Raw genomic sequence first — 14,810 nt, forward strand, 5'->3', positions numbered from 1 at the left:
CAAATTAGACTATGAATTTAAAAGACAAATGGGTAGCTACTTTTGAGCAGTTCCCACATAAAGGCGATATATTAAAAGACATTCGCAAAGAAGCCCTTAGTTTCTTTGCTGAAAAAGGTTTCCCTCATAAAAAAGTAGAAGCGTGGAAATACACCTCTCTCACTAACCTCCAAGCTACTGATTACCACTTGTGGCAACCTATTTATAATAAAACAACCCTCTCCGCAGAAGCGCTATACGAACACTGGATTAAGGATTGTGATGTACTCGTGTTTGTAAACGGCTATTACTGCCCAGAAATGTCGAGTAAAGAAATAGCAGGTGTTACCATTACGCCCCTATTAGAGGCGTTGCACAAAGGAGGAGAAGCCTTTATCAAAAAATACTTCAACACCAATACCGAAAAAGGCGATATATTCACAGCCCTCAACACGGCTTTTGCCTCAGAAGGGATATATATAGAAGTACCTAAGGGGAAAGTGGTAAATAAACCCATACAGTTGCTGTATTTCAACGACAGAAAAGAAACCACTTGCTACCAGCCGCGCAATATTATTGCAGTGGGTGAGAATGCACAGCTCAAAGTCATTGAAGTTCACCAAAACTTATCGGATACTGCTACGGCAATCCTTACCAATGCGGTAACCGAAGTGTTTGTAGCCAAAGATGCTTTCCTTGATTATTACAAATTGCAAAACGATAGCCTGACGGCTTCCCTTATCGATAACACCTATATTTCGCAAGAAGCAAATAGCCACGCCAGCGTACATACCTTCTCGTTTGGTGGGGCACTCACTCGCAACAACCTCAATTTCTATCACCAAGGCGAGCATTTAGAATCTACTCTCAAAGGATTGAGCATTTTGCAAGGCACACAGCACACCGACCATTATACGCTGGTGAACCACGCATATCCTAACTGTGAGAGTCATCAAGATTATAAGAGTATCGTAAGTGATGAAGCAACCAATGTGTTCAACGGTAAGATAATGGTAGAGCAAATCGCTCAGAAAACAAATGCTTATCAGCAGAACGACAATATCCTCCTCTCCGATAAGGCAACGGTATACACCAAGCCCCAACTCGAAATCTTCGCCGATGATGTGAAGTGCTCACACGGCTGTACCGTAGGTTCTCTCAGCGCAGACTCTTTATTCTATTTGCAAACACGTGGGATAGGCAAAAAAGAAGCCTCTGCCTTACTCACCTATGCTTTTGCAAATACCGTATTGGAGAGTGTAAGCATTCCAGCCCTTTCGGAGTATATCAATGCGATTATTGCTGAAAAATTAGGGGTAACCGTAGATTTTTAAGAGATGAAGTATTAATAAAAAAGAAAAGCCTACTTGAAATTTCAAGTAGGCTTTTTTATTAGATATTGTGGCTGTTATTTTAAACTCCCGTATAGTTCTCGGGCGTTATAACTTTTAGTTCTGCCTTTACATCTTCATTTACTTCCAAGGTATCGATAAAACTGCTAATAGTCTCGGCAGTGATAGCTGTATTGGTGCGCGTGAGGGCTTTGAGAGCTTCATAGGGGTTAGGATAGCCTTCTCGACGCAAAATCGTTTGGATAGCCTCGGCTACTACTGCCCAATGGTCTTCTAAATCTTCACGGATTTTATCCTGATTTAAAAGGAGTTTATTGAGCCCTTTGAGGGTAGATTGCAGGGCTATGAGTATATGACCAAAAGGCACCCCTACATTGCGCAATACAGTACTATCGGTGAGGTCGCGTTGTAGACGGGAAATAGGTAATTTTGCCGATAAATGCTCTAAAAGAGCGTTGGCTATGCCTAAATTACCTTCGGAGTTTTCAAAATCAATAGGGTTTACTTTATGAGGCATAGCCGAAGAACCTACCTCGCCAGCTTTTATCTGTTGTTTGAAATAATCCATAGAGATATACGTCCAAACATCGCGGTTCAAATCGATGAGAATCGTATTGATGCGTTTGAGAGCATCGAAAAGCGATGCAAGATGGTCGTAATGCTCAATTTGAGTAGTGGGAAAAGAATGGTGCAAGCCTAATATTTCCTCTACAAAGCGAGTGCCGAAAGCCTTCCAATCGATATTAGGATAGGCTACTTTATGAGCGTTGTAGTTACCGGTAGCTCCCCCAAACTTGGCAGCATAAGGCACTGCTATAAGGGTTTGTAACTGCTGTTCCATACGAACGACAAACACCTCGAACTCCTTGCCTAAACGCGTAGGGGACGCCGGCTGACCGTGAGTGCGCGCCAGTAGAGGGACATCTTTCCATTGGGTTACTAAACTTCTCAGTTTGCTGAGTAATTGCTCCAAGGCAGGCAAATACACTTGTTGTACAGCTTCCTTGATGCTAAGTGGAATAGCGGTATTGTTGATATCCTGAGAGGTGAGACCAAAGTGGATAAATTCCTTGTATTTTTCTAATTGCAATTTATCAAAAGCCTCTTTAATGAAATATTCAACCGCTTTTACATCGTGATTGGTAGTTTGCTCTATTTCTTTTACTTTTAGAGCTTCCTCTTCAGTGAAATTTTGGTAGAGTTTTCTCAAATCGGTGTATTTTTCCTTAGGAAAATTGGCAAGTTGAGGTAAGGGGAGTTCACAGAGTGCGATAAAGTACTCTACTTCCACTTGCACACGATAACGAATGAGTGCCATTTCGGAGAAGAAAGACACAAGGGAGGTCGTTTTATCGGCATAACGACCATCGATGGGGGAAATTGCGGTTAACATAATTTCAAATTGGAAAATTAGCAGATTAGAAAATTAGAAAATTGTCTCATTGCTTAGTGTGTAATAGCCGGGTGAGTTTGATAGCTAAATCGGTGAAAATAACTTTGCCATTGCCATTGCGCTCTACGTGTAACTGGGCTTCTTCGAGGAGGTTGTGTATTGCCTCGATATTACCGCCGTGAATAAAAGGGGCAAATTTGGCAAGTTGGAAAGTAGGGTCGGCGAATTGTATATACACCAAATTAGAGGCGGTATAGTTCAGTAGGAACGCCTGACGGAATACCTCAGCGCAATACTGCAAAAACTGTTTTTGCGCCTCCCGCCCTACGGTATTGATTTCGTCACTCCACTGCAAGAGTCCTTGTATAGAGGCTTTGTTACCACGTGCGCGGTAGGCTGTGCGCACCCACGCAATAAACCAACGCTCAAAAATGGCTTCTTCGCTTTCTTTGTTGTTCATCAGTTGGAGGGCTTTGTTGAAGTTTCCTTGAGCGCGTAGAGCTATTTTGGTCGCTTCGGCATCAGCTAAACCACGTTCTACGAGGGCTTCTTTGATAGCATTCTCACTTAGGGGCGGGAAACGCAGGATTTGGCAACGTGATTTGATAGTGTCTAATAGGGCATTTTCATCTTCTACCACCAAGAGAAAGACTGTTTTATCGGCGGGTTCTTCGAGGAGTTTGAGGAGCTTGTTAGAGGCTTCGGCATTCATCTTCTCTGCCATCCAGATAATCATTACCTTATAACCACCTTCAAATGATTTCAGTGCTAACTTATTGGTAATCTCTTTAGCCTCATTTACCCCTATGTTGGCTTGTTTCTTCTCTATACCTAAGAATACGAGCCAATCAAAAAGGGAACCATAAGGCTGTTCTTTTACAAAAGCGCGCCATTCGTCCATAAAGAGAGCACTAATAGGGTCTTTTTTCACCTTGTCATTAATAGCTGTGGGGAAAGCAAAATGAAGGTCGGGGTGAGCGAGTTGGGCGCATTGAGCCTTTGCCTTGGGGTTATCGTGCGAAAGAATGAGAGTTGCGTAGGCGATTGCCATTGGCAGAGCGCCTTGTCCTTCGCCTGCCACAAATAATTGAGCGTGTGGAATGCGACCTGCTTCCACACTGGCTTGCAAATAGTTCTTTATTGTATCGTATCCTAAAATATTGTCCATTGTTTAGGTGTTAGATGTTAGGAGTTAGTATATACTGATTTTAATAAAACAAAGGTAATAAAAATAATACTGTTCCTAACAAAAATAGTACTGCCAAAAAGTGAATTACAAAACTATTTTTCCTCAAAAATATATATTGTTGTACCAAACGTATTGCCCAGAACAACGAGTTGCCAAGTAAGAAAACCTTACCTAAATCAGTAGTGAGAAGTTCGTTAGTAAAACAAAAACAAACTATTGCTACTGCTACAAAATAATAAACTATTTGTATATTGAGAATTTGGATAATTCCGCGATTGGCAAAACTGAGTTTATGTACCTCTTCCTTCCATTTAAAAAGTCTCCAAAACAACAAATGGAAGAGGGCAAAGAGCAAATTATAAAATCCTAAAAAGATAATAACAGTATACATTCTATTTCTTATAAATATTATTCTCTCTGTTGATATCTACACTTCTGTTATTAGGGTCTAATACTATACTCTGGATATTGTTCAATGGCATATCGAGTTCAAAAGTGTAGGTAAGGTTACCCCAACCCCAAGCAGGAACTACCGTACGGGGATAATTAGGGTAAGTGTTTGGTTTTTCGCCGTAAGTCATTCGCAAGGGCACATATACGTATTGGGTTTTACCAGCTTTATCGGTTACAAAAAGGTCGATAGAAAGAGGCAGGCGTTCTAAGCGTTTGAGGGTAATTGCCGTTTTATTTCCTTTGGCTTCTACCTTGTCGATAGCGTAATCGGCTACGTGGTCAGTTTGCATAAACTCATTGAGGAACCATTGCAATTGCATTCCTGATACTTTTTCGGCTATGCGAATAAAATCATTGGGGGTTGGATTCTTGAAAGCATATTCGCGATAGTAGCGTTTGAGAGTTTTCATCAGTGCTTCGTTACCCATTAGATAATCTAACTGAGTGAGGAAGAGCTGCCCTTTGTAGTAAGCGGCAATACTATAAGCGTAGTTCGTCGCATAACGGTCGGAATGAGTGATGGTAGGTTCTTGTAACCCCGATTTTACTAAGTTTAGGTAGCCATTGTAGGCTTTAGTAAAGGGATAGTTGGTTGCAGGAATGAGGTGCAACACTTGTTGTTCGGCAAGTGTTTGGATATAGGAGGTAAACCCTTCGTCCATCCACGGATAAGCTGCCTCATCGGTAGCTAAGAGGTGTTGAAACCAAGCGTGAGCCAGTTCGTGGGTGGCGGTGCCTACTAAACTCTCATATTTCTTACCGCCTTCCATAAGGGTACACATTGCATACTCCATACCACCATCGCCTCCTTGAATGAAAGAGTATTGAGGCCAAGGATATTTGCCTATAAGTGTATTGAAATAATCGAATACTTTGAGCATATCGGGCTGGATACGCTTCCAATTCTCTGGATATTTTTTGTAGAAGAAGTGTATGGTCTTACCGTCGGTGAGAGTGTGCTTATCGTGAGTAAACTGAGGGTCGGCAGCCCAAGTGAAATCGTGTACACGTTCGGCTACAAAGTGCCACGTTTTCGTTTTGGCTTTGGTTTGGGGTATTTTTACGCCCTTATCTTCATAACCACAGCCCATTTCGTTAGGATTTTGCAACACGCCTGAACCTGCTACCACATAGGTTTTGTCGAGGGTGATTTTTACATCGAAGTTACCCCAAACGCCGTAGAACTCACGACCTAAGTATTCGGTAGTATGCCAACCTTGATGATCGTAAGCTACCATTTTAGGGTACCATTGTGCCATTGAAAGCGCTACACCATCGGGGCTATTACGACCTGCACGACGTATCATTACGGGCACTTGACCTTCAAAGGTCATATCGAGTACTGTTTTGCTGTGAGGTAGAATAGGGGTGGGGAGGGTTACTTTTAGGATTGTACTTTCGTGAGAGAAGGTAGCTTTTTGTCCGTCCTGACTCATAGCCGTAATGCGCAATAGTCCGATTTCAGAAGGTGAGAGTTTGGCTATACGACTCTCGTAAATGGGGTTTTTATCGGTGCCGAGATTGTTAGCCATACGTCTATCGGGGTCGGGGATGGATTGCAGTTTGCTATCCATTTCGCTATTTGGCTGAAAAGCGTTGAAATAGAGGTGGTAGAATACTACGCGTAGGGTATCGGGAGAGTTATTGGTATACGTGAGTTTTTGGGTGCCTTTATACTGAAAGTTTTTCACGTCCATCGTTACGTTCATTTGGTAATCAGCTTGTTGTTGCCAAGGGTTATCTTGGGCTATTGCATTCAGCGTAAAAGCGAAAACAGAGAGTGCTAAGAGTATTTTTCTCATTATTATATTCTATTGATAGTTATTGAAAGTGCAAAGGTACGAAGTAATTAGCAAATTAACAAGTCGTAGCACGACGGGTAGGTGGAAAATTAGGGAATGAGGTGCGAGCCGCACAGGCAGTCGTAGCACGACAGGCTATTAACTTTGACAAAGTTTGAGATGAAAAAGCGATGTGTTGATACTGTTAGGAGTATTCGGAAGATATCGGAGGTTTTCGGAAGATAGCTGAGAGAAGTTTTGGTGAAAAAAGGCTGTGAGGAGGGTGGGGTTAGCTTATAGAGAGCTTATAGGAAGCTTATACGAATCTTGGACGATTGGTATAGAAAGGGTATATAAGTTATTGATTAATAGTGTGATACAACAATGTTAAAAATGTTAAAAACGGGGTTTCGAGGCGAAAGAAAGAGAAAAGGTACTAGGCCTTAGGCCATAGGCACTAGGGGGGAGTGTGACGGGAAAGAGAATTAGCAAATTGGAAAATTGGGAAATTAGCAAATTTGTAGGAGAAGTTTAGTGGAAGTGTGGTGGCAGAAAGATAGTGCGAGCCGCACAGGCAAAAACTTTGGCAAAGTGTTATGACGTATAAGTGCTAGAGGAATGTAGTGACGGGAAAGAGAATTAGTAAATTAGAAAATTGGGAAATTAGCAAATTTGTAGGAGAAGTTTAGTGGGAGTGTGGTGGCGGAAAGGCGGAGGAAAAGCGATTGAAAAATAGCATTTTGTTATATCGAACTGACATAAATTCAAAAAAATATTCGTACCTTTGCCGTTCATAAACTCTCAACTAAAAAAGTGGAAAATATACAAGCTATAAAACAGCGATTTAGCATTATTGGCAACGACCCTAAGCTGAATCGCGCTATCGAAAAAGCTATACAAGTAGCCCCTACTGACATTTCGGTACTCATCACCGGAGAAAGTGGGGTGGGGAAAGAGGCTATACCGCGCATCATTCACTCGCTGTCCCTACGCAAACACGGTAAATACATAGCCGTAAACTGCGGAGCAATCCCCGAAGGGACTATCGATTCGGAACTTTTTGGTCACGAAAAAGGCGCTTTTACGGGAGCTACCGCTACCCGTAGTGGGTATTTTGAGGAAGCCGATGGCGGGACTATCTTCTTGGACGAGGTAGGTGAATTGCCCCTCACTACCCAAGTGCGCCTCTTGCGGGTACTCGAGAATGGCGAGTTCATAAAAGTAGGTTCATCGGTGGTGCAGAAGACGAATGTGCGCATTGTGGCGGCTACCAATGTGCAAATGCAAGAAGCTATTAAAAAAGGACGTTTTCGCGAAGACCTTTACTACCGACTCAGTACAGTAGAGATACATTTGCCTCCTTTGCGCGAACGCAAAGAGGATATCCACTTGCTTTTCCGCAAGTTTGCTTCGGATTTTGCCGAGAAATACAAAATGCCTCCTGTGAAGCTCAGCGAAGATGCGGTACATCTGCTCACGAACTACCGCTGGAGCGGGAATATCCGTCAGTTGCGCAATGTAGCTGAGCAGATTTCGGTACTTGAACAGCGCAGGGATATTACAGCGAGTATTTTGCGCACCTACTTACCTGATGAGGGTAGCAATCTACCACAGGTTGTACCTCAGCAAGCGCGCCAGGATAGTGATTTTAGCAACGAACGCGAATTGCTTTACAAGGTGCTTTTCGATATGAAATCTGACCTCAACGACTTGAAAAAGCTTACCCTTGAACTGCTACAACACGGCAATTCAGCCCAAGTACAACAGGACAACGAGGGACTTATTCACCGCATCTACGGCAATGATTCATACAAGAATGAGGCGAGCTCTCCGGCTTATTCTATCATTCCCGTACCTCCTACCGAGAAAGAAATCCTATCTCACGAAGAGGTGTACGACTATGAGGAAGCTGCGGAAGAAGAGCGTTTTTCACTTCAAGAGCAAGAGCGCGAGATGATACGCAAGTCGTTAGAACACAACGGTGGCAAGCGCAAGGAAACCGCCAAAGCCTTGGGGATTTCGGAGCGGACGCTATATCGCAAACTAAAACAGTATAATATGATTTAGGCACTAAGCTTTGGGGCATAAGCCTCAGACAATAGGAGGTGAGAGGAGAGAACTTTCTGCCCTGCTGGACGAGGTGGAGTTTTGGGAAAAGGATTGTTAATTATTAATTGTGAATTGTTAATTATTTAGATGAAATCATATAAAATAGGCATTATTGGGCTGGGTTATGTGGGTTTCCCCTTAGCTTGTCTGTTTGCCAAAAAATATCCCACAGTGGGTTACGACCCCTATACGGCGCGAGTGGAGAGCCTCAACACGGGTATTGACACTACGGGCGAAATCTGTAGTGAAACCCTTAAAGAGCGATTGGCTACCCACCTCATTTGCACCGCGAACCCAAATGACGCTAAGGATTGCAATGTGTACATAGTGGCAGTACCTACACCTATCGACCTCTATCAGCAACCCGACCTTACCGCCTTGCGCGAGGCGAGCCAAACAGTAGGCTCATTGCTAAAAAAAGGAGATATAGTGATTTACGAATCGACAGTTTACCCAGGAGTGACGGAAGAGATGTGTGTACCTATCTTGGAAAGCGTGTCGGGGCTTGCATACAACCGCGATTTCTTTGTGGGTTACTCGCCCGAGCGCATTAATCCTGGTGATAAGCACCATACCGTGGAGACTATCTGCAAGATTACCTCAGGCTCTACCCCTGAGGTAGCACAGGAAATAGATACTCTCTACAATTCAGTGCTGAGGGGAGGCACTTACCTTGCTCCGTCTATAAAAGTAGCCGAAGCCGCTAAAGTGATAGAAAACGCTCAGCGTGATGTGAATATCGCCTTTATGAATGAGATAGCGAAGATATTCAATATTTTAGAGATTGATACTAATGCGGTGATAGATGCAGCAAGCAGCAAGTGGAACTTCTTGCCCTTCCGCCCCGGTCTGGTAGGTGGACACTGTATAGGGGTAGACCCTTACTACCTTATACAAAAAGCTAAACTGCACGGCGTATCGCCACGCTTAATGATGGAAGCTCGCAAGACGAACGACTCGATGGGAGGCTATATCGCCTATCAGATTATCAACCGCTTGTGTTTACAAGGTATGCCTGTGAAGGACAGCCGAATCCTACTCTTAGGTTTTACATTCAAAGAAAACTGCCCCGACACTCGCAATACGAAAGTAGTGGATATCTACCGTACCCTTGAAAATTTTACTAACAATATTACAGTGTACGACCCTTGGGCAGACCCTAAGCGGGCTCTTGAAGAGTACGGTATTGAGGTAGCTATTAAACCACAAAACCTCCCTACCCACAACGATGTAGTGGTGCTTTGCGTGGCGCACCAAGAATTTCTGCAAATGAATATAGGAAATTACTTAAAAGAAGACGGTATCGTTTACGACGTAAAGGGGAAGTTAAAAGTGAAGAAGAATGTGTTTAGGTTATAAAAGTTGTATAGTAAAAAACTTTTTCCTACCTTTGTCGCCTAAAATATTCATATACAATGAAGAAAATATACTTGCTAATGCTTTGTGCTTTTCCGTTTTTGGCAAAGGCACAATACACTGAAATTATTAACTCAAACCTCCCAGGCACTTCACAAAGTGCTTATGCAGTAGGGGCGAGAGTATTACAATTTGAAGGAGGTTTATGGTACGAGCACAACCACCACAAAGAGACAGGCACTTCTATGGATTTTACTGGAATGAACTATGCAGTGCGTTATGGTTTTTATAAAGAAGAATTGGAAGTGATGCTCAATGGTACTCTTGCTTATGACCGTACAATTGCATCTAATGGTACGACTTCGCACTTTGGCTTTGTGAACAATACTATCGGAGCTAAGTATTTGCTCTTTAAACCTGATTTTTTAGATGAAGAGCCGAGTATTTACAGTTGGAAGGCTAATAACTCTTTTAGATGGCGCAACCTCACACCTTCCATATCTCTTTATGCAGGGGTGAATTTCTTACCAAACAAGCGATATTACTACGAATCAATACCAGCACTCTCTCCTAAAATAGCAGCTATCTTTCAAGCAGAGCCTATCCCCCGTGTGGTGTTGGTAGCAAACGGTATCATTGATAGGTTCTTAAGCGGTAAAAACACCGAATACAGCTATTTGTTCACCGTTACTCATAACTTAGACAATGGTTGGTTTAGTATCTTTGCAGAGCATCAAGGTATTCACAGCCAGCATTACAACGACCAAATTACACGTCTTGGCGTTGCCTTCTTGCTTTCCGATAAAATACAACTCAATGCCGATATGGGCTTTGGCTGGAAAGATACCCCACAACGCTATATGGGATTGTTCGGGGCTTCTTATCGCATCGATAACCACAACAGCTATATCAAGAAGGTATTGAGTGAAACAATAGAAACTACCAAAATACAACACAAGAAAAAACCTAAAAGAAACAGACGTAATGCCATTGATCCTGATTAAAGAACTCACCACTAAAAAGGAACTTACCGAGTTTGTGAAGTTTCCTTTGTCTTTATACAAAAACAACCCTCATTGGGTGCCGCCTCTCATCAGCGACGAGGTAGCCTCTTTTGACAAAACCAAGAACCCTGTATTCGACAATGCCGAAGCCTTCTTTTACGGAGCTTACAATGAGAAAGGTAAAATGGTAGGGCGCGTAGTAGCTATTATCAATCAGCACGACCTTAAACAGAACATAAAGAAAGTGCGCTTTGGTTGGCTGGATATGGTAGACGACATTCAAGTAACACAAGCTCTCTTGGATAAGGTAGCTGAAAAAGCTCGTGAGTATCAACTGGAGTATATGGAAGGACCTATAGGTTTTTCGAATATGGACAAAGTGGGATTGCTTACCGAAGGTTACGACCATCTCTCGAATATGATGACGTGGTATAACTATCCTTATTATAATCGGCACTTAGAGCAATTAGGCTTTACCAAAGAAAAAGGCTTTGTAGAGATGGAATTTTTAGTAAAGAACTCTAAACCTGAGCTCTTTAAGAAAACTGCTGAAGCCATAAAAAAGCGCTATGGGGTAAAGTTCATCGATACGCCTACTACTACAGAAGTACTCAAACACGTAGATGCAATGTTTGACCTTTACAACGAAACTTATTCTAAGTTAGCCTCCTACGTGCCTATAAGCGAACGTCAGCGAGAGTACTTCAAACAAAAGTATATCCCTTTTATCAATCCTGAGTATGTACGTTTTATTGAAGATAAGGACGGTAAACTGATATGTTTTGCCATAGTGATGCCTTCGTTCTCTAAAGCATTACAAAAGGCAAAAGGCAAACTCTTCCCTTGGGGTTGGTGGTATTTGTTACAATCGAAACGACATCACGATACGGTGGAGTTCTACCTTATTGGGGTAGCCCCCGAATACCAAAGTAAGGGTATTCCTGCCTTGTTGTTCGACTATTATTATGATATATTCACCCGCAATGGGGTTACTCATTGCGTGATTACACCTGAACTCGAAGAAAATATTGCTATTCAACAACTCTGGAAGAGCTTTGACCCCGTTATCTTTGCTCGCCGTGCTACCTTTAAAAAACAGGTAAGAGATTAAATGTAAAATGAATTATCTTCTCCCTTTTCTGGCAGTGGTATTAGGCTACTCATTCGTTACCTTTTTTAAACCTGCCCAACAGCAATACACCAAATTACTACCCTCTTTCAGTGGCGCTTACCTATTAGCACTCACTGTATTCGTGCTGATACCCGAAGTATATCACTCTCACGATGAGCAGCACGGTTTTAAATACATAGGGCTATTTGTGATAGTAGGAGTACTCTTGCAAATCGTCTTAGAGTTCTTTTCGTACGGAGCCGAACACGGTCACACCCAGCACCCACACCCACACCAGCATAGTGCTTTCCCGCTCTCACTCTTTATCAGCCTTAGTATTCACTCCATTTTAGAAGGTTTCCCGCTATCTCACGGGCATAATCACGACCTCGTGTATGGTATATTCGTGCACAAACTGCCTGTGGCTATTGTGCTTACCACCTTTTTTGTGAATTCAGGAGTGAACAAGTGGAAGACAGCACTGTTTTTACTCTTCTTTGCCCTAATGACGCCATTAGGCACTTTTTTAAGCAACACAGTATCAAGCCTTATCAATTACCACACGGAGCTTTCGGCTATTGTAATAGGTATTTTCTTGCATATTTCTACCGTTATCTTATTTGAAAACTCCGAAGGACATCGCTTTAACCTGCTAAAGTTCTTAAGTGTTTGTGTAGGATTTGCGATAGCATATCTTACATAAAAGAGAATTAGCAAATTCGTAAATTAACCAATGAAGACAATAAAAAAATTCTTATGCATTAGTGTTTTATGGGTAGTTGCTTGCCAACTTCCTCATAAAGAGGTTGCCTTTACCGAGAGTGACCTTAATGTTATTCCGCGACCCCAATCGCTCACTCTGGGTAAGGGTAGTTTCCGGTTTACTAAGGAAACTGTTTTTGTGATTGACCCTGCTTTGATGCGAGCTCGGCGTTCTTTTCTCGAACAATTTGAGAAGGCTTCTGGATTTAGGTTTTCTGTACAAAAAGTAGCTCTCTTGACTAATTATGTAATGATTGACACTGATACATCTCTTCCTAAAGAAGGTTATACCCTCACTGTAAACCCTAAAGAAATTATTATTAAGGCAGGTGGTTATAACGGGGCACTTTACGCCCTCGAAACGCTACGTCAGCTACTGTCTAAAGAGTTTGAAAGCACTACACCCGTAAAGACTGATTGGGCGGTACCCGCAGTTACCATCACTGATGCTCCTCAGTACGCTTGGCGCGGATTGATGCTGGACGTTTCTCGCCATTTCTTCCCCAAGGAATATATACTGAAAACCCTCGACCGTATGGCAATGCTCAAGCTCAATACCTTCCACTTCCACTTAGTAGACAATGAAGGTTGGCGCATCGAAATTAAAAAGTATCCTAAACTTACCGAAATAGGTGCGTGGCGTGTAGACCAAGAAGATAAACTATGGAATGAGCGCACTCCTAACTCCGCCAACGCCTTTGCTAATCCTGCGACAGCTCCTAAAAAATACGGAGGTTTCTATACCCAAGAAGATATTAAAGAGATTGTAGCATACGCCGCTGATCGTGGTATTACGGTAATCCCCGAAATAGAAATGCCTGCCCACGCAATGAGTGCCATAGCGGCTTACCCCGAACTCTCTTGTCACAAACGCCCTATAGGAGTACCCTCAGGCGCGGTGTGGCCTATCACCGATATTTATTGTGCGGGGCAAGAAGAGACTTTCACTTTCTTGGAAGATGTACTTACCGAAGTGATGGAGCTTTTCCCCAGTAAATACATTCACATAGGTGGCGACGAAGCCACTCACACCGAATGGGAAAAGTGCCCTAAATGTCAAGCTCGTATGAAAGACCACCACTTAAGAGATGTGCACCAATTACAGAGTTATTTTATCAAGCGTATAAATGATTTCTTACTATCCAAAGGGCGCACTTTGGTAGGTTGGGACGAGATAATGGACGGGGGTTTGGCTAACAATGCAGTGGTGATGAATTGGCGCGGTATCGAGGTAGGTAAAAAAGCCCTCGAACAAGGTAACCCTGTTGTCCTCACTAGCGATTGCTATATAGACAACTATCAAGGTCTTCCCGACTATGAGCCTCAAGCCAATGGCGGTTACTTACCGCTCAAAACCCTTTACCATTACAGTCTTGAAAAAGAAAACCTCAGCCCAGCGCTGCAAAAAAATATTTTGGGTACGCAAGCCAACTTATGGGCAGAACACGTGGGTAGCACTGAACATTCGGAATATATGCTCTTTCCGCGATTGTTGGCGCTTGCTGAAATCAGTTGGACAACCGATAACTTGAAGAATTGGGACAACTTTATAAATCGCACTCAAGCCTTTATGAAGCGTTTGGACGTGATGAAGGTGAACTATGCCCGCTCTATGTACCAAGTAGTGCCTACCGTTGAAAACCAAAAGGGGAATATCTTTCTAAAATTAGACTGTGAAGTCCCCAACGCCGACATTCGCTACGCTTTGGGAGATACTCCTATAGAAAAAGCTACGAAATACCACCAGCCTATTGCGCTGAATAGAAGCACGACCTTTAAAGCAACTGTTTTCAGTGGAAAGGCGACCAACACCATTACCACTGGCGAAGTAATATTCCACAAAGCGATAGATAAGAAAGTAAGTTACAGTCCACTTTATCACAAAAGTTATCAAGGGCAAGGAGAAGCGACGCTCACCAATATCATTCGCGGTAGCAAAAACTTTCACGATGGGCAATGGCTCGGTTGGTTAGGCGACGATGTAACCCTCACCCTAGATTTGGAGCAAGCTACTGAGGTGAGAGAGGTGCGCATAGGAGCAATGGATGCTCAAGCATCTGGTATTTACTTTCCCGTAAAATTTATGGTATTCCTTTCAAACGACGGTAAAAACTACCGTGAAGTAGCAACACACAACGAGCCTTGTGTAGTGAGAGGGAAAGCCACCTTAAAAGATTTTGTGTTGAAGTTTAGTCCAACGGAAGCACGCTATATCAAGCTCACCCTCAAAAACGTAAAAACACCTCCAAAAGGAGGTGATGCTTGGCTTTTTATAGATGAAATTTTGGTATTTTAGAAAAATAATGTACCTTTGTTGCGTT

11 protein-coding genes are annotated in these 14,810 nt (G+C 42.7%); 7 read left to right on the forward strand and 4 right to left on the reverse strand.

What is annotated here, in order from left to right; translation table 11 throughout:
* Positions 1–11 precede the first annotated feature (11 nt).
* Positions 12–1,313 carry a Fe-S cluster assembly protein SufD gene (gene sufD / locus AM608_RS09060; protein WP_053581512.1) on the forward strand — a complete coding sequence of 434 codons (1,302 nt, stop codon included), beginning with the start codon at positions 12–14 and terminating at the stop codon, positions 1,311–1,313.
* Between the two features lie 79 nt (positions 1,314–1,392).
* On the opposite strand, the gene purB is transcribed toward sufD, so the two are convergent.
* The 4 genes from purB to AM608_RS09080 are packed head-to-tail and all read right to left on the reverse strand — an operon-like array spanning position 1,393 to position 6,168.
* Positions 1,393–2,724, reverse strand: a complete 1,332-nt coding sequence (purB, locus tag AM608_RS09065) for an adenylosuccinate lyase (RefSeq protein ID WP_053581513.1) — start codon at positions 2,722–2,724, stop codon at positions 1,393–1,395.
* A gap of 46 nt (positions 2,725–2,770) precedes the next feature.
* Positions 2,771–3,892 carry a hypothetical protein gene (locus AM608_RS09070; RefSeq protein ID WP_009410986.1) on the reverse strand — a complete coding sequence of 374 codons (1,122 nt, stop codon included), beginning with the start codon at positions 3,890–3,892 and terminating at the stop codon, positions 2,771–2,773.
* Positions 3,893–3,932: 40 nt separating this feature from the next.
* Positions 3,933–4,304, reverse strand: coding sequence for a hypothetical protein (locus tag AM608_RS09075; protein WP_053581514.1), 372 nt, complete (start codon positions 4,302–4,304; stop codon positions 3,933–3,935).
* A 1-nt stretch (position 4,305) separates the two neighbouring features.
* On the reverse strand, positions 4,306–6,168 hold the full coding sequence (locus AM608_RS09080) for a M1 family metallopeptidase (RefSeq protein WP_053581515.1): 1,863 nt from the start codon (positions 6,166–6,168) through the stop codon (positions 4,306–4,308).
* 792 nt (positions 6,169–6,960) lie between these two features.
* Here AM608_RS09080 and AM608_RS09085 point away from each other — a divergent pair.
* From AM608_RS09085 to AM608_RS09110, 6 genes are all read left to right on the forward strand, one after another.
* Positions 6,961–8,214, forward strand: a complete 1,254-nt coding sequence (locus AM608_RS09085; RefSeq protein WP_053581516.1) for a sigma-54-dependent Fis family transcriptional regulator — start codon at positions 6,961–6,963, stop codon at positions 8,212–8,214.
* 129 nt (positions 8,215–8,343) lie between these two features.
* Entirely contained in the window at positions 8,344–9,615 is a 1,272-nt protein-coding gene (locus tag AM608_RS09090; protein ID WP_053581517.1) for a nucleotide sugar dehydrogenase, read from the forward strand.
* A gap of 56 nt (positions 9,616–9,671) precedes the next feature.
* Positions 9,672–10,616, forward strand: a complete 945-nt coding sequence (locus tag AM608_RS09095; RefSeq protein WP_053581518.1) for a transporter — start codon at positions 9,672–9,674, stop codon at positions 10,614–10,616.
* A complete protein-coding gene (locus tag AM608_RS09100) occupies positions 10,597–11,727 on the forward strand; it encodes a GNAT family N-acetyltransferase (protein WP_172672753.1) in 1,131 nt (376 codons plus the stop codon). Before AM608_RS09095 ends, AM608_RS09100 begins: the two co-directional genes overlap by 20 nt.
* A gap of 7 nt (positions 11,728–11,734) precedes the next feature.
* Positions 11,735–12,430, forward strand: coding sequence for a ZIP family metal transporter (locus AM608_RS09105; RefSeq protein WP_053581519.1), 696 nt, complete (start codon positions 11,735–11,737; stop codon positions 12,428–12,430).
* 30 nt (positions 12,431–12,460) lie between these two features.
* On the forward strand, positions 12,461–14,785 hold the full coding sequence (locus AM608_RS09110) for a glycoside hydrolase family 20 protein (protein WP_053581520.1): 2,325 nt from the start codon (positions 12,461–12,463) through the stop codon (positions 14,783–14,785).
* Positions 14,786–14,810 lie beyond the last annotated feature (25 nt).

Source organism: Capnocytophaga sp. oral taxon 323 (genome assembly GCF_001278825.1).
In the GTDB taxonomy this organism is placed as follows: domain Bacteria; phylum Bacteroidota; class Bacteroidia; order Flavobacteriales; family Flavobacteriaceae; genus Capnocytophaga; species Capnocytophaga ochracea.